At 37.8% G+C, this 15,176-nt stretch carries 16 protein-coding genes; 4 read left to right on the forward strand and 12 right to left on the reverse strand.

Features of this window, described 5'->3' with window-relative positions:
- Positions 1-250: 250 nt before the first annotated feature.
- The gene (locus tag IGJ32_RS12005) at positions 251-379 is read left to right on the forward strand and encodes a hypothetical protein (protein WP_010720995.1); all 129 of its coding nucleotides are present in this window, start codon (positions 251-253) and stop codon (positions 377-379) included.
- Positions 380-432: 53 nt separating this feature from the next.
- On the forward strand, positions 433-2,127 hold the full coding sequence (locus IGJ32_RS12010; RefSeq protein WP_010720996.1) for an oleate hydratase: 1,695 nt from the start codon (positions 433-435) through the stop codon (positions 2,125-2,127).
- Positions 2,128-2,254: 127 nt separating this feature from the next.
- Here IGJ32_RS12010 and IGJ32_RS12015 read toward each other — a convergent pair whose 3' ends face one another.
- On the reverse strand, positions 2,255-3,139 hold the full coding sequence (locus IGJ32_RS12015) for a hypothetical protein (RefSeq protein WP_373169226.1): 885 nt from the start codon (positions 3,137-3,139) through the stop codon (positions 2,255-2,257).
- 250 nt (positions 3,140-3,389) lie between these two features.
- Here IGJ32_RS12015 and IGJ32_RS12020 point away from each other — a divergent pair, with 250 nt between their 5' ends.
- Positions 3,390-4,523: an alcohol dehydrogenase catalytic domain-containing protein gene (locus IGJ32_RS12020; RefSeq protein ID WP_096708678.1), complete on the forward strand. Its 1,134-nt coding sequence runs from the start codon at positions 3,390-3,392 to the stop codon at positions 4,521-4,523.
- Between the two features lie 27 nt (positions 4,524-4,550).
- Positions 4,551-4,868 (forward strand): YrhK family protein, encoded by a 318-nt coding sequence (locus tag IGJ32_RS12025; protein WP_010720999.1) that lies wholly within the window; start codon positions 4,551-4,553, stop codon positions 4,866-4,868.
- A 292-nt stretch (positions 4,869-5,160) separates the two neighbouring features.
- Here IGJ32_RS12025 and IGJ32_RS12030 read toward each other — a convergent pair whose 3' ends face one another.
- The 11 genes from IGJ32_RS12030 to IGJ32_RS12080 all read right to left on the reverse strand — a co-directional run bounded on the left by IGJ32_RS12030 (position 5,161) and on the right by IGJ32_RS12080 (position 15,176).
- Positions 5,161-5,628 carry a GNAT family N-acetyltransferase gene (locus IGJ32_RS12030; RefSeq protein WP_010721000.1) on the reverse strand — a complete coding sequence of 156 codons (468 nt, stop codon included), beginning with the start codon at positions 5,626-5,628 and terminating at the stop codon, positions 5,161-5,163.
- Positions 5,629-5,900: 272 nt separating this feature from the next.
- The gene (locus IGJ32_RS12035) at positions 5,901-7,154 is read right to left on the reverse strand and encodes a PTS sugar transporter subunit IIC (protein ID WP_010721001.1); all 1,254 of its coding nucleotides are present in this window, start codon (positions 7,152-7,154) and stop codon (positions 5,901-5,903) included.
- A gap of 34 nt (positions 7,155-7,188) precedes the next feature.
- Positions 7,189-7,506: a PTS lactose/cellobiose transporter subunit IIA gene (locus IGJ32_RS12040; RefSeq protein ID WP_010721002.1), complete on the reverse strand. Its 318-nt coding sequence runs from the start codon at positions 7,504-7,506 to the stop codon at positions 7,189-7,191.
- A 15-nt stretch (positions 7,507-7,521) separates the two neighbouring features.
- The gene (locus IGJ32_RS12045) at positions 7,522-7,842 is read right to left on the reverse strand and encodes a PTS sugar transporter subunit IIB (protein WP_010721003.1); all 321 of its coding nucleotides are present in this window, start codon (positions 7,840-7,842) and stop codon (positions 7,522-7,524) included.
- Positions 7,843-8,122: 280 nt separating this feature from the next.
- Positions 8,123-8,797 (reverse strand): DUF1003 domain-containing protein, encoded by a 675-nt coding sequence (locus tag IGJ32_RS12050; RefSeq protein WP_161652357.1) that lies wholly within the window; start codon positions 8,795-8,797, stop codon positions 8,123-8,125.
- A 53-nt stretch (positions 8,798-8,850) separates the two neighbouring features.
- Positions 8,851-9,843, reverse strand: coding sequence for an aldo/keto reductase (locus IGJ32_RS12055; RefSeq protein ID WP_010721005.1), 993 nt, complete (start codon positions 9,841-9,843; stop codon positions 8,851-8,853).
- A gap of 176 nt (positions 9,844-10,019) precedes the next feature.
- Entirely contained in the window at positions 10,020-10,859 is an 840-nt protein-coding gene (locus IGJ32_RS12060; RefSeq protein ID WP_342082027.1) for a GH25 family lysozyme, read from the reverse strand.
- Positions 10,860-11,027: 168 nt separating this feature from the next.
- Entirely contained in the window at positions 11,028-11,840 is an 813-nt protein-coding gene (gene msrA / locus IGJ32_RS12065; RefSeq protein ID WP_373169225.1) for a peptide-methionine (S)-S-oxide reductase MsrA, read from the reverse strand.
- 192 nt (positions 11,841-12,032) lie between these two features.
- Entirely contained in the window at positions 12,033-12,773 is a 741-nt protein-coding gene (truA, locus tag IGJ32_RS12070; RefSeq protein ID WP_207414521.1) for a tRNA pseudouridine(38-40) synthase TruA, read from the reverse strand.
- A 132-nt stretch (positions 12,774-12,905) separates the two neighbouring features.
- Positions 12,906-13,541: a DUF998 domain-containing protein gene (locus IGJ32_RS12075; RefSeq protein ID WP_010721009.1), complete on the reverse strand. Its 636-nt coding sequence runs from the start codon at positions 13,539-13,541 to the stop codon at positions 12,906-12,908.
- Between the two features lie 186 nt (positions 13,542-13,727).
- Positions 13,728-15,176: a response regulator transcription factor gene (locus tag IGJ32_RS12080; RefSeq protein ID WP_034867981.1), complete on the reverse strand. Its 1,449-nt coding sequence runs from the start codon at positions 15,174-15,176 to the stop codon at positions 13,728-13,730.

Below are 15,176 nucleotides of genomic sequence, written 5' to 3' on the forward strand. Positions count from 1 at the left end.
TCTTTTCATTGCTATCTGGCAAACCATTCTTTCCAGATTTTCTGCCAATCTTGATTTCCTTCCCAAGCTTTCCATTTTTTCAGCTGACCAACTTTTCGATTCCATTGACTTACTTTTGCTCAAAATTAGACACTCTGTTCAATCTGTCCAAAGTTCGGATATTTGGTTACCCTATCATTTGGCAATTAGAATGAAAGGTTCTATCCTTTTACATAGAAGGACGAGAGAAAAAACAAAGGAGGAACATCTTATGAGTAAAAAATGGATCAAACTAGGTATTGGACTAGGCATATTAACATTGGGTGCTGTTTATCTTGGTAAAAAGACAGGCTTGTTAGAAGATGATCGTCATTTGTATGATGAATTTGAATCGATCTAGTCAAAAAAACGAATCGTCAGACTGTTCACTTGTAAAATACTGGAGGAATCACAATGAGAAAAAGTAAAGCAATAATGATTGGCGCTGGAATCGCCAATATGGCAGCTGCTGTTTATTTGATTCAAGAAGGAAACTGGCGTGGTGATCAGATTACGTTTTATTCTTTAGATGACCATGGCTCCAATGATGGTGCCCCAACGGATACCGTTGTCGATGAATATTGGAATAAAAATCATCCCTTAGAAAACAAAAAGGGCTATATCGCCCGTGGTGGACGTATGCTCAATTATCGAACATACGTGGATTTGATGGATCTCTTAAGCCGAATCCCCTCTGTCACCGAACCAGGAATGACTGCGGCTGAAGATACTAGAGATTTTGATGCAAAACACCGAACATTTGATAAAGCACGTTTGATGGAAGGCGGCAAAGGAATTATTGACGGAGGCAAACTAGGATTTAACAATAAAGATCGTTTGTTATTGACTAAGCTGATCGCCATGCCTGATTCAGAAGAAGAAAAATTAGATAATGTCACAATTGAAGAATACTTCAAAGATGATCCTCACTTCTTTGAGACAAACTTTTGGTTTATGTGGGAAACAACTTTTGCTTTTCGTACTCGTAGTTCTGCCCAAGAACTTCGTCGCTATATGCATCAAATGATTTATGAATTTACACAAATCGAACATTTGGTAGGAGTAAACCGAACTCGCTATAATCAGTATGAAAGTATCATGTTGCCATTGATCAATTATTTAAAAGACCAAGGATGTCAAATCATTTTGAACCGCCGCGTAGTCGATTGGGAATTCAAAGAAACTCCGATGCAAGATGAAATTACAGTGACTGGCTTAAAAATGATCAACACGTTAACCAATGAGGAAGAACACGTTGTGGTTGATGGTGATACGGGTGTGCTTTTCACTAACGGATCAATTACTGATTCGGCTACACTAGGTGACTACGATACACCAGCTGTTGAAAATATGGATTATGGTGCTGCTTCTAGCTTGTGGAAAAAAGCCAGTGAACGTTTCTATAATTTAGGTAACCCTGACAAATTTTTTGCCGATCGTGATGCCAGTGAATGGGTCAGTTTCACTCTAACAACTAAGGACCATTTGCTTTTAAATGAAATTACTCGGATCACGACACAAGTCCCTGGTAATGCATTGAATTCATTTATCTCCACTACACCAATCACGCCACTCGGACAAAAAGATGTCAATATGTCGATCGTCGTTCATCACCAACCACATTTTACTTCACAAAAACCAAACGAAACCGTCATTTGGGGATATTTCTTATACCCTCGACGTCGTGGAGAATTTGTGGATAAGCAATATATCAAGATGACTGGGAAAGAAATGTTAGAAGAACTGATCGGACAACTTTCGAAAGTCGATCCTGGTCCTGAAAATATTCGAACGAAGGAAACCGAGATTTTTGATAGCGTTGTGAATAATATTCCTGTGTATATGCCTTATGCTTCTGCATTATTTAATAATCGAGCAAAAAGCGACCGACCAAAAGTGATTCCTCAACACTCAACGAACTTGGCATTTACTGGAGAGTTTGTCGAACAACCTTATCAAATGATCTTTACGGAACAAAGTGCCGTACGCTCTGGCGAGATCGCTGCTTTCCATTTTGCTGGTATTCCAATGTCACGTCTTGTTAAAACTCCAAGATATGACAAAGATATTCCTACATTGATGCGTGCTGCTAAGAAAATGTTTGAATGATCGATGCAACAAGCTATCAACAAGGAACAACCGCAACAAAAAATGACTGTCACTTCCTAGTAACGGGAGTGACAGTCGTTTTTTAGTATTTCATCATTCAACGAATGATTTTTATTTAGCTATTATCTTAGGCTTTTTTTAAGGTACTGCTTCCAGTTTTCAGCCACTTTTTACTTTGCCGTTTCTGCAGAAGCTTACTTCCCCCACCGAATAATACAGCACAAAACAAAAGAATGCCCCCAATAATCGCTGGATACATCAGTAGATCTTGCACGTAATGTGTCATTAATTGTAAAGTCGCTTGTGAATGAAAAGCTATATTATGTAAAACGTCTTGTATATAAAGCAATCCTGCTAAAACACAAAACATACTTCCAGTCGTTCCCAAAATAAACATACCGTAACGCAGGAAAGAAAAGGGTGTTTTGTTAATTAACCGATATAAATAGACTAGCCAAAACGCCAATAGACCCAGACAGATGTAAAAAAGAGGTACCACTATTTTTCGAGCAGACACGATGTTTTCGATAAAAATAGTCAAGTATCGATCACCTAATGCACTTTGGAAGTGATACATGTAAATAAAGATCATTGTCTCGATTTTATTTTTCTCCTCTTTATCGATAGTCAGTTGTTTTTTTGTTGCAACTGTAGCCACCGCTTGAGCAATTTTCTCACTCACCTCATTGCTGTCTCTTAGCTCATAATTTGTTTCTTCATATGTATGTTGGATAAATGGTCGAAGGGCTTCTTCGACAAAACTTGGTGAAAGTGCCGTTGCAACGACCTCTGAAAATTCACTTTCTTCTGTGTTTTCTTTCCGAAAATTCTGAGCAGCTTCTGCGAGGACCAATTCGCTATACTTTGTTTTTTCGATTTGACCGAGTAAATACGCCTGATCAAAAAACGTCACTTGAATGATTCCTACGGAAATAATCACAAACAAAGTCACTGAACAAGCAAATGTGACCATCAGTTTTCTGATTTGTTCTCCCTTTTTTTCTTTTATCACAAATAACCTCCCTTTTGATCTATTTTTTAATCTGTTATTTACTTAACCTAAGAAATCAACATACTTTAATTATACTTCTAACTATAAAGCTTCTCAATGTAAACCAAATAATACACCAGTTATTTTAAAGTGATTTTCCCTTTACTAAAAGCGTTTCACTACTCAAAAGCCAGCTCCTCCTTTAGAATGAAATTAGCTGTTCGTTCAAAAAATGACATGTTATAGGGTTTGAAGAAAGGAGTTTTATTTCATGAAAGCTGTTACCTGGCAAGGAAAACAAAAAATGGAAATCAGAAACGTAGATGATCCAAAAATCGTGGAACCGACAGATGCTATTATTCGAATTACCGCTACTGCGATTTGCGGATCGGATCTTCACCTCTATCATCATGGGGAGGCTGTCTTAGAAAAAGGATATGTCGTTGGTCATGAACCAATGGGGATTGTTGAAGAAGTAGGTCCTGCAGTAAAAAAACTAAAAAAGGGACAGCGGGTCGTTATTCCTTTTAATATTAGTTGTGGGCATTGTCATTTCTGTACCCATGAGATGGAAAGTCAATGTGATCGCTCAAATCCAGATCAACTTTATGGTGGTTTATTTGGCTTTGGCCGTTTAAATGGGAATCATTGGGGTGGTCAAGCTGAGTATCTTCGGGTACCGTTTGCTGATAGCACTTCGTTTATCGTACCTGACAATGATCTTGCAGACGAAAAAGTCCTTTTCTTATCTGATATCCTTCCAACTGCTTATTGGAGCGTTCAAAATGCCAACGTAAAAAAAGGCGATACTGTAGTGGTCTTAGGGTCAGGACCAGTTGGGTTGTTTGCACAAAAATTTGCCGCTATGGCAGGAGCAGAGCGAGTGATTGCTGTCGATCCGGTCCAACATCGTATTGATAAAGCCGCTCGTTACAATCATGTAGAAACTTATTTGTTAGAAGATACTCAGTCTGCTGGGAAAGAACTTTACGAATTAGCAAAAGGTGGCGCTGATGTCATCATTGATTGTGTAGGGATGGATGGCTTGGAACCAGTGAAAGAAAAAGCTAAGAATCTCGTTAGTTTGCAAAGCGGGACGATTTCACCGATCCAAATGGCTGCGCAAGCCGTCAAAAAATTTGGAACCGTACAAATCACTGGTGTTTATATGACCCCAGCTTCTTCGTACCCACTACAAGAATTTTTCATGAGAGATATCACAGTGAAGCATGGTCAGGCACCGATCGTTCATTTGATGCCTAAAATTTACGAGATGATTGCTGCGGGTCTGTTCGATCCAACCCAAATCATCACACATGCGATGCCTTTAGCTGATGCTGCCCGAGCATACGAGATTTTTGACAAAAAAGAAGATAAAAATATCAAAGTTGTTTTGAAACCTTAGCTTTGTTCACAGATAGGTGAGTGAGAGATGCCAGAAATAAAACGAAAAAGCCATGAAATAGATATTGGGAAAGAAGAAGATATCGAAATTGCTGGACAACGTTTTCGTCTTTATTTCCAGAACCGCTATACATTATTGTCTCTTGCAGTTGATTTATTAACAGGGATTTTTTATATTTTTGGAAGCGTAGCGTTGTTAACAGATATTCCAGACCGTTATAGTACCTATTGTTATCTAGTAGGAGCGATCTTTTTGACTGCACGACCTATTTTGAAAATAGTACGTAATGTCTTCATCTATGACGAGAAAAAAAAACAAAAAAAGAGCGAAAAAAAGAATGAATAAGAAAGCTTCCTAATTTTTCGGTAAAAAGACGGAACGCCTATTTAGGACAGCGAGCTCATTCATGCTTTTCCAACAAATCAACCATTCTAAATTCCAGGACTGATAGAACTTTCTATTGCTCCTGGAATTTTTTTGAAGCTAAAAAATGGGACCGTCCACTAATAATACTCGAATAACCAATATACCAACAAAAATAGCATCAAGAAACAATTTCCGATTTTTCTTGGCATTGCTCACCAGAAACAAAAGATTACTGATCAGATAAAGAACCCTTTTGAGTAATCAACTCCGATCACGTTGTAAAAATCGCTAGTTGATATAAATAAACCGGGATCCCTTCATTATCTTGTACCGTCGTCAGATATTCCCACTCATATCTTTCATAAAAACCTGTATGGTCAGTCGCTACATAGAGCTGCGAAATCCCAAGCGCTCCCATATCCTCTCGAATAAATGATAAAATCTCTTTGGCAATTCCTTGATTACGATACTCTTTTTCAACAAACAACGCACAAACATTCGGAGTCAAATCTGGGCGATCATGAAAATCATTCGCGATGACCCCTGCTCCAGCGATAATTTTTTGTTCTGACGTCACGACTATATACCATTGAGGAACAGCGTTAGATGATTGAAGAGAATCTTCCATGCTCTCTTGGTAAAAGGAAAGCGGAAGATGCCATTTTGACGTAAACCATTGCGCTGCCTGTTCCAACCATTCAGGTCTTTCTCTGATCTTAACCAACTCATAACCTTTCATTTCGTCCTTTCACTCCCCTATACATTTGCACTATTATAGCACGCTTGTTATCGAAATGGTTTTTTTTAAACTCCAAAAAAACCTCCTTTTATCCTTCTTTTTCACTAATAAAAAAGAAAGCAATCCTTGAGCCATTTATCCAAAAAAAAACAGTTGTCATGACCTCTGTCAGACAACTGGTTTTTTTGATCGCTCATTAAACGAAACAAGATCTTTTCACTAAAGAATAGCTACTTTTGATTGTATGTGCTGTTTCTTTCCTTTATGTGCTTTTAGCCGTTTAATGCTTCTTTTCTTTTTTCTTGAACTGTCGCTACTTTCACAAATGGTAGGTAAATCAAGACAGATAAGATTAAGTTGATAGCAGCTAAGACACCGCCAGCGATACTTTTTGTTGCTAATACCCCACCGATTACTGGTGGTGTTACCCATGGTGGCATCACCGTTGCAGCTGGAACTAGTCCGGTAGCAGTAGCAAAATAAGCAACAGATACTAAAACCATTGGGGTTAAAATAAACGGAATAAACATAATTGGGTTCAATACGATTGGTAAACCAAACATTGTTGGTTCATTGATATTGAAAACACCTGGTGCGATCGACAAGTTCGTAACAACCATATAAGGTTTATTTCTACGTCCCACTAAATAAATCGCTAGTAACAGACCTAATGTTGCCCCTGTACCACCTAAGTTGACAAAGCTATCAAAGAAAGGTTTGTTTACAATGTATGGTGCGCTATGACCAGCAGCAATCGCATTAACATTCGCTTCGATTGCTGGTGCATTGATTGTTTGCATCAAAGGGTCTACCATATTTGCTCCGTGTAATCCAAAGAACCATAAGAATGGTGTAATGAATGCTAACAACAAAGCTGAAGGATAAGAATTGGCTAGTCCCATGAATGGTTCTTGGACAATTGTATAAAACGCGCCTACGATATCATCTACACCAAATGCAGCAAAGATCGCAGCAATCAAAGCAAAGAATGAGATCGTGATCATTGCAGGTAATAATGAAGCAAAGGCTTTAGCTACAGCTGGTGGCACGCCATCAGGCATTTTGATGATTAATTTTTCATTTCCACTTAAACGAACAAAGATTTCTGTTGAAATAATCCCAACAATAATTGCAATAAATAAACCATTTGAGCTCATGCCCAACGCTCCGCCTAATGCGAAGAATGAACCTAAAGAAATTACTCCAGCAGAAACGCCGTCTTTACGATAACCATTTGCCAAATGATAAGCAAGTAGAAAGGCGATCAAAACTGAAAGAATCGCAAATGTACCATTCCAAGCAGCTGCGCCAAATCCTTTCCAAGCTTCGCCACCAAAAATTTTATTCATTAATTCTTGGAAACCAGGAATAGGCAAGTTATTGATCATTACTGCTAACGCACCTAAAATCATCAAAGGCATACTGACCATAAATGAATCACGAATCGCTACTAAATGACGTTGAGCACCAATTTTTGATGCCACAGGTATAAAATGTTTCTCCATAAATGCAACAAATTTATCCATGTTTCTTTCCTCTTTTCTATTTCACCAGTTTACTTTAAGCATCTAAACGTCGATATAAATCAATGATTTCTTTTGCTAGATCTGTAAATGCAATCGAAGTCATCAGATGGTCTTGGCTGTGAACCGTTAATAAAGTCACTTCCATATGATTACCTTGTGCTTCTTGTGTTAACATTTCTGTTTGAGAGTGATGAGCTTGCACTAAAGATTCTTCCGCATCTTTGATTTTTGCATCAGCTAACTCAAAATCTCCTTTTTTCGCTGCAGCAATCGCTTCCATTGCATCGCTTTTTGCATTTCCGCCAAACATGATCAAACCCATGATTGCTTCAAGATTTTTTTGCTCTTGCATTGTTGGTTTCCTCCATTATTTATTGATTAATGATTCTGCTTGTTCTAATACTTTGGCACCGTTCATCATTCCGTAATCTTGCATATTGATTACATCTAAAGGAATTCCTTTTGGTGCTAATTTTTCAGCAAATTGATTTTGCATAAAACGTACTTGTGGACCTAAAAGTAAAACGTCTACATTTTTTGATTCTAATTGATTGTCTGCATCTGAAGCAGATACTGCAAAGATATCAGCCTCGATTCCTTTTTCTTCTGCCGCTTTTTGCATTTTTGTTACTAATAAACTAGTACTCATTCCAGCTGAGCATACAAGCATGATTGTTTTCTTTTCCATTTTCTACACTTCCCTTTCTTGTATCTTACACTTTTATATAAAGCAATTACCGTGCCAACTTTTAAAGCGCTTTAATCCCTTGTCGTGCTAACGCTTTCAAGAGGACACTGTATAGATGCACACTTCTTTTTTCTTTGCACACTAAAATTAGTGTGCAAACGTTGATCATTTCTCTGATAAATTTGTGTAGCTCATTCATGGTATCAAAAAAAATAAGCCGTAGTTTCGCAAAAATGACTCCTTTGTGCGAATTCCAGCTTATTTTCAACTGCTTGTCCTACTATTCACTTTTTGTCGTTTCTTGGAATTTTTCATTTAATTGGGTTAATAACTCAATTTGTAATTGTTGTAATTCCAGCATTTGTTGCCATTGCTGTGACATCAAATAATCGATTTTTTCATGCAACAAACTAATTTCTAACTCAGCTTTTAGGTTTGTTTGATAATCATGGTCGGCTGCTATCCGATCTCTAGCTGCTTGTCTATTTTGACTCATCATTATGATCGGTGCTTGGATAGCAGCTAAACAAGAAAGCACTAAGTTCAAAAGAATGAACGGATATTGATCAAATGATAGGCCAAAAAAATGTAACGTATTCAACAAGATCCAACTACCTAAAACCACTACAAAGAGAAAGATAAACGGCCAACTACCACCAAACTTGGCAATTGCATCTGCTGATTTTTGACCAAAAGTCGCTTTTTGATTGATCGTTGTATTTAAATTTTGACTAATGATTTGCTTATTTTTCAACTGCTCTAGCATTTCTTGATTAATTTTTTTTGTTTCATTCTGGTCTTGAATGATTTTTTCTTTTATATACTCAAAATGATAATTCATAAAAGTAATAAAAGGGATTTGGGACTCTATGGTCAGTTTCTTATTTTTTTGTAAAATAAATGAACGAATATCTGTATCAATTGTTTTCAGATGAACGTAATCTTGATGAGCCATGGCAACTCCTCCTTTACGTTATTTTTCTGAGAAAAAGGAAAAAACAGCTTTCATTAGTGTCCTAAGATTTGTTCAATTTTCTGTTCTTCTTCAGGTGAGAAGGAAAGATTATCCATCATCCGAACACTTTCTTCTAATTGACTAAGTCGACTAGCGCCTACAAGCACACTGGTAACTGACTCTTGTCGTAGATTCCATGCTAAAGCCATTTGTGCTAACGTCTGTCCACGCAAATCAGCTAAATCCTGTAATTGCTTGATCTTACCCAATGTAGGTGTCACTTGATCTTCTGATAGAAAAGGAATTTCTTTACGATGGGCTCGAGAATCTTCTGGAATCCCATGTAAATAGCGTTTAGTTAATAACCCTTGCGCTAAAGGACTAAAAGTAATAGCTCCCAGACCGGTCTCTTCTAAAACAGGTGCTAAATCTTCTTCTAATAACTCTCTTGAAAACATATTGTAACGCATTTGGTGGATAATAAATGGAGCGTTCATTTCACGTAAGATAGCAGACATTTTCTTCGTGTCTTCCCCGTTGTAGTTAGAGATCCCAATATACAGTGTTTTCCCTTGACGAACTAATTGCATAAGCGCTTCTGCCGTTTCTTCCAAAGGTGTATCTGGATCAGGACGATGATGATAGAAGATATCTACGTAATCTAACCCCATCCGTTTGAGGCTTTGATCACAACTAGCAATGATCGATTTACGGGAACCCCATTCCCCATAAGGCCCTTCCCACATGTGATAACCCGCTTTGGTTGAAATAATCATTTCATCACGATACGTTTGAAAATCTTCTTTAAAGATCCGACCGAAGTTTTTCTCTGCTGCTCCTGCTGGACCACCATAGTTATTGGCTAAATCAAAATGTGTGATCCCCATATCAAAGGCGCCACGTAAAATTTCCCGTTGATTACTTATAGGATCATAATCACCAAAGTTTTGCCATAATCCTAAAGACAGCAAAGGCAATCTCAACCCAGATTTTCCAGTTTTTCGATACGTCATTTTTTCATATCGCTGCTGATTTGCTACATACATATATTCTTCTCCTCCTAAACAAGTATACGCTTTCAAAAAATGCGACTCGTCACTTCTTTTTCCTAGTATGCGTACGTGTATTTCGTTTTTGATAACTATCGTTCTATGTGCATTATACGCTTATCGTTGGCGAATTACTAACAAAAATCCTCTTTAGCCTCAATCATCACCATGGATCATTTGGTAAATATCCCTAGGTAATCGGCGTTGATATCGAATTGTTTTTCGGTAAATTCTGGAAAGTATAAATCACTTGCCCATTGCCAAGCAGCTTTTTCTGTATGTAAAAGTTCGTTTTCTGAAGGATTCTGAGGCCATTGTGCTACCCAGCAGTTCTCTTTTCCTAAGACATCCAAGTCTAAAGTTCCATTCGTAAACCATGAAAGATTGGAATAATGAACCACCTGGGAAAAACCAGCTGCTTGAATGGCCTGACTAAACACTTGCGCATTTTCAGTTGCTCTTGCTAGATTCATTTGAGGATTTTCACTATCGTTCACAACTACAGTAGAATAAGGTAAATTTAATTCTTTTAGATAGGCTAATAAATAGTGGGCTTCTTTTTCGGTGTCTTCTGCATAATTAAACCAAGCATAATGATAGACACTCACTTTCAACCCCGCCTGGATAGCATTCGCAACTTGTTCAGGGGCCAGCGGGTTCCTATAAGAATCCCCTTCTGTTAACTTAACTACTACACCTGTGATCCCATAGTTTTTCATTGTTTCATATGCTTCGACAGATAAATAACCATTATGTGAGGAAACATCAATAAAATCTTTTGGCGGTCTACTATTTTCAGAAGCAGAAATGCCTGACCCCGAATCCAACAAATTTACTCGATTGTTACGTTGTTTTGCCACCACATTGTCTAGTAAATGCTGTTTGCTTTCAGTGATAATTGTTTGGGTGCTTTCTGATTTTTCATAAGTATAGACCACAAAAAATGTTGAAAATATTGAAAATACTGAAAATACAAAAAGAACACTAAAAACCAATAAACGCCTTTTCTTCATCATAGGTACCTTCTTTCTTTTATTTGAGAGAGGTTTCTCAAATAAGTGTACCACTTAATCAACAGCGCTTACTTAAAAGTATTATTAGATTTTAATCGTTATTAAATCTTCTAGCAATTTTAAGGGAATGACTGATTTTTACAGAACATCTTCCACTTACACGATTACTTATTTGTCTCCCCCAGACCATTTTTTCTTTGCCCGCTTAAAAAATAAAAATTGTTGATGAGACTTCTTGATCTTCTTATAACGTTTTTGTTGTTTTTTGTAAAATTGTTGATGATAATTTTCAGCAGGCCAAAAGGTTGTTGCTGGCTTGATCTGTGTGACGATTGGTTCCGCAAACTGATGCGAAGCGATCACTTGTTGCTTGGATTTTTCTGCTAGTATTTTTTGTTCTTCATTTTCTACAAAAATGATGGAGCGGTATTGATTCCCACGATCCTGAAACTGTCCAAAGGCATCTGTTGGATCGGTGACTTGCCAAAAAATCGCTAATAGTTCTTCATAGTTTATCATTCGCCGATCAAAAATAATCTCCACTGCTTCCACATGCCCAGTCGTGCCACTGCTAACTTGGTCATAGTTAGGATGTTCGACCTCCCCGCCAGTATATCCGGACAACACGGAAATAATCCCTTGCCGTGTTTCAAACGGTTCGACTAAGCACCAGAAACAGCCCCCGGCAAAGACGGATTTTTCTTGATAGCGTTCATCGGTGATCTGGTGTTTCGCAAAGTCGTAAGACACTTGTCCCATCGGATCATGGGTGATCTTCAAATAAAAGTCCATCACGTCAGGCGTCAAATTCCCCCGAAGTGCTAGTGGTCGTAAAGAGACTTCAATCATTTCAAGGATTTCTTTTCTTTGTTTTCTTTCCCCTACTTGGTTTTTCGCTTGGATCAACAATGTCCGTTCCCATTCACGGGTATTAGGGTTTAAAATGAGATTGTATAATTCTGCTAGTTCTTGCTCCACCACTTTTCCCCTCACTTCTTGGTCAATTATGTAAATTCGTCCTGAATGTATCACGAAACTAGCGAAATTGCGAATAGACCGCTTAGAGGAGTCGTGGGAGAGAGTAGGCTACTCAAAAAAACTGAGACAGCCATTCTTTTGCCTGCTACAGGCAATCAAACGACTCTCTCAGTTTGTTCTATTTGATATGAATGTTTATTGGTAATACACTTCGTCTAAAAATAAACCATGTGCCGGCACGGTTTCTCCTGCCTGTTGTCTTACTTTATTCTCAAAAATATCATCAATCGCCGAAACAGGTAACTTTCCTGTACCGATTTCCAAGAGTGTACCCATCAAGATCCGAACCATCTTATACAAAAAGCCATTGCCCACAAAGGTAAAGTGCAACATGCCGCCTTCTTGTTCGATTGAGAGTTCATGGATCGTACGAACTGTTGATTTTTTTGATTTTTTCAAGGCAGAAAAACCGATAAAATCATGACTTCCCATTAATTTTTGACAAGCTTCATTCATTTTTTCCAGGTCTAGTTCTTGCGGAAAATAGAAACTATGATTTCGTTCAAAAACAGTTGGAATGGGATTATTCCACACATAATAGCTATATTTTTTCCCTGTCGCATTGTATCGAGCATGAAAGCGTTCAGGCATTTCTTCCACTTTCTTGATCACGATATCTCTTGGTAGATAGCGGTTGAGAAAAGTTAGCATTTCATTACGACTCATTTGAGAAGTCGTTTTAAAGTTTGCCACTTGTCCTCTGGCATGTGTCCCAGAATCCGTGCGCCCCGATCCAATGATCTCCATTTTTTCTCCAGTCATCTGTGAGATGATTGCTTCGATTTTGCCTTGGATCGTTTTATCGTCATCTCCCAGACGTTGCCAGCCTGAGTAACGTTTCCCATCATATTCGATCGTTAATTTGATATTTCTCATGTCTTTCATTAGACTCCCCTACGATATACATTTGCACATCACGATGTGCGGTCAAGGTTTAGTCTGACACATTTGTCCTGTGGTTTCAATCAGTTTTACTAATTTCCAGCATTTAGTTAGGGCTACAGTCCGCTATGCCCTAATGTGTAAGATACTTAACCACACAATTGGTAAATAATTAAAGAAGAAACTGATCCGTTGACAAAAACCTAACTGATTCAAAACCGGCAATTGATTTAATCCGGGAATACGTGCTGCGCCATAAATTCCTGCAAAAACCAAGCTGGCAACTAGTAAAATAAAAAACGATTGAGTTAATTGCGCATCGCCCATTTTGCGATACAATAAGAAAACAAATAAAGGGAACAAAATAAATCCACCATACCCAATCCCTGAACCAAGATTGTGGATCCAAGTCGAAAAATTCCAAGAAGTTTCGTTCGTGTCCACACTAAATAACCCGGTAAAAATACAATCTGTAACACCATATAGACCGATGGCAGCTGTCACTAATAAAGCAAGTGGTTTTGAAGTAGTAACAAAAGCTTGATATAACGCTGGCATTGCCAAAACATACAAGCAGCCAGATATGACCGACCAAATCAAAAATGCTTTTCGTACGGGACTACCAACATCCCCAAAAAGACTGATCACAGCAGTCATTTGATTAAGTTTGGGATAAAAAATCCCTAAAACATACGGCGTCAGAAAATCACTTACTACTCCTGACAATAAAAAATAAAATCCATATTTACGTAAAAAATCCATCCTGCATCCTCTTTTCACCAACCAGAAAAAAGAAAGTTTCATGCTCGCTTTCTTTCAAAATTCTAGACATCATCTAGAAAAATTGTACCGAATTATACTAATTTAAACAAGCTTCAAGACATGCGGCACCTTGGATTTACTTGATGAGGGTAATGAGCACTTTTCTCTGAACCACAGTAGCTGATTTTATACGATCATTCCATTCTTTTCACGATATTCTTTTGGTGACTTGCCGACGATTTTTTTGAACAACTTTGAAAAATAGGTTGTGTTGTTGTAGCCGATCTCACTAGAAATTTCATTGATATTTTGATTGCTATGCAGCAGCAACCATTTCGCTTGTTCCATTCTGAGATGATTTAAATAAGTTGAAAAACTTTTTTTCGTTTCTTTTTTGAATAATTGCCCCAAATACATCACATTCAAATGCAGGCTTTCTGAAACTTCTTTCAAGGTTAAAGGTTCTCGGTAGTGTTCGTGTAAGATCGTCATCACTCGTTCGACATTCTCGCTATATCGGACTTGTTTTTGCTGTTCCTTGATCAAAGATAGTAAGAGTTGATGCAGTTCTTGGACTGTTTTTGCTTGATTGATCTGTTGAATCCCTTTTAAATATTCATCGTCTTCTAGCCGAATCAATTCCCGGTGGATATCCATAAACAACAAAAAACTAAAATGACGGATATCATCCGGTGTCATCACAGCAGTTTGGAATTGATCAAAAAATTGAGTGATCATTTGTTGGGCACTAGCCAATTGCCCGCTTTTCAACACACGATTAAACGAAGAAAAATCAATTGCCTGTTCTTTTGCTGCTTCTTGTTCGGCAAAAAAGATATGTTGGTCTTTTTCACCGTAGAATTGATGCAGTTGTAAATTATCTTTGGCATGTTGATAACTCTCAGGGATTTTATCAGGATCTGCTGTTTCATCTCCAATACTGATCAACCAGTTTTCTTCCATACTCTTCTCTTGAATGAAGCGGCAAAATGCAGAAACTGACGCTTCTTCCAGCAACAAAGTAAAGCGTTCCATGTCTCCAAAGTTTCGTTGATAATAAAAAAGTTCTTGGTGGTTTTTCAGCCACTGATTCACTGATTTCCCGACGGATCTAGACACTTGAGCGAGTAAAACTCTTCGTTGTTTCCCTCCGATTTTGTCTAAAATCTCTTCTTCACTCACTTCATCTAATTCTTCATTGAGCCACTGACTAAAAAGGACTTCTTGATAGATTTCTTGCTGGTTTTTCTGTTCAATTTGATGATCTAATTGCTGCTTCACTTTGGTTAAACTAGCAATCAGTTCGGTTTTATTAACTGGCTTCATCAAGTAATTGATGGCCCCTAATTGCATCCCACTTTTTAAATAATCAAATTCCTGATAACCAGAAAGAATCATAAATTCAAACGCATGATGTTCCTTTTGAGCCGCCTCGATAAATTCTAAACCATTCATTTCGGGCATCGTGACATCTGTTATAACTAAATCAATGGATTGATTTTCTAAAACAGACAATCCTTGCATCGCGTTTTCTGCCGTTGCGACTACCTGAAATCCCAAACTTGCCCAATCAACAATTTTTTGCAACCCTGCCAAGATCATATATTCATCGTCGACTAATAACACTCGGTACAT

The sequence above is a fragment of the Enterococcus sp. DIV1639a genome (assembly GCF_050530445.1).
Taxonomy (GTDB): Bacteria; Bacillota; Bacilli; order Lactobacillales; family Enterococcaceae; genus Enterococcus_B; species Enterococcus_B hirae.

What these genes read in the sequence shown, in the direction of transcription:
- IGJ32_RS12005 (WP_010720995.1), top strand. Translation starts at nt 251, where the DNA reads ATGAGTAAAAAATGGATCAAACTAGGTATTGGACTAGGCATATTAACA.
- IGJ32_RS12010 (WP_010720996.1), top strand. Translation starts at nt 433, where the DNA reads ATGAGAAAAAGTAAAGCAATAATGATTGGCGCTGGAATCGCCAATATG.
- IGJ32_RS12020 (WP_096708678.1), top strand. Translation starts at nt 3,390, where the DNA reads ATGAAAGCTGTTACCTGGCAAGGAAAACAAAAAATGGAAATCAGAAAC.
- IGJ32_RS12025 (WP_010720999.1), top strand. Translation starts at nt 4,551, where the DNA reads ATGCCAGAAATAAAACGAAAAAGCCATGAAATAGATATTGGGAAAGAA.
- IGJ32_RS12030 (WP_010721000.1), bottom strand. Translation starts at nt 5,628, where the DNA reads ATGAAAGGTTATGAGTTGGTTAAGATCAGAGAAAGACCTGAATGGTTG.
- IGJ32_RS12035 (WP_010721001.1), bottom strand. Translation starts at nt 7,154, where the DNA reads ATGGATAAATTTGTTGCATTTATGGAGAAACATTTTATACCTGTGGCA.
- IGJ32_RS12040 (WP_010721002.1), bottom strand. Translation starts at nt 7,506, where the DNA reads ATGCAAGAGCAAAAAAATCTTGAAGCAATCATGGGTTTGATCATGTTT.
- IGJ32_RS12045 (WP_010721003.1), bottom strand. Translation starts at nt 7,842, where the DNA reads ATGGAAAAGAAAACAATCATGCTTGTATGCTCAGCTGGAATGAGTACT.
- IGJ32_RS12050 (WP_161652357.1), bottom strand. Translation starts at nt 8,797, where the DNA reads ATGGCTCATCAAGATTACGTTCATCTGAAAACAATTGATACAGATATT.
- IGJ32_RS12055 (WP_010721005.1), bottom strand. Translation starts at nt 9,843, where the DNA reads ATGTATGTAGCAAATCAGCAGCGATATGAAAAAATGACGTATCGAAAA.
- IGJ32_RS12060 (WP_342082027.1), bottom strand. Translation starts at nt 10,859, where the DNA reads ATGAAGAAAAGGCGTTTATTGGTTTTTAGTGTTCTTTTTGTATTTTCA.
- truA (WP_207414521.1), bottom strand. Translation starts at nt 12,773, where the DNA reads ATGAGAAATATCAAATTAACGATCGAATATGATGGGAAACGTTACTCA.
- IGJ32_RS12075 (WP_010721009.1), bottom strand. Translation starts at nt 13,541, where the DNA reads ATGGATTTTTTACGTAAATATGGATTTTATTTTTTATTGTCAGGAGTA.
- IGJ32_RS12080 (WP_034867981.1), bottom strand. Translation starts at nt 15,176, where the DNA reads ATGTACCGAGTGTTATTAGTCGACGATGAATATATGATCTTGGCAGGG.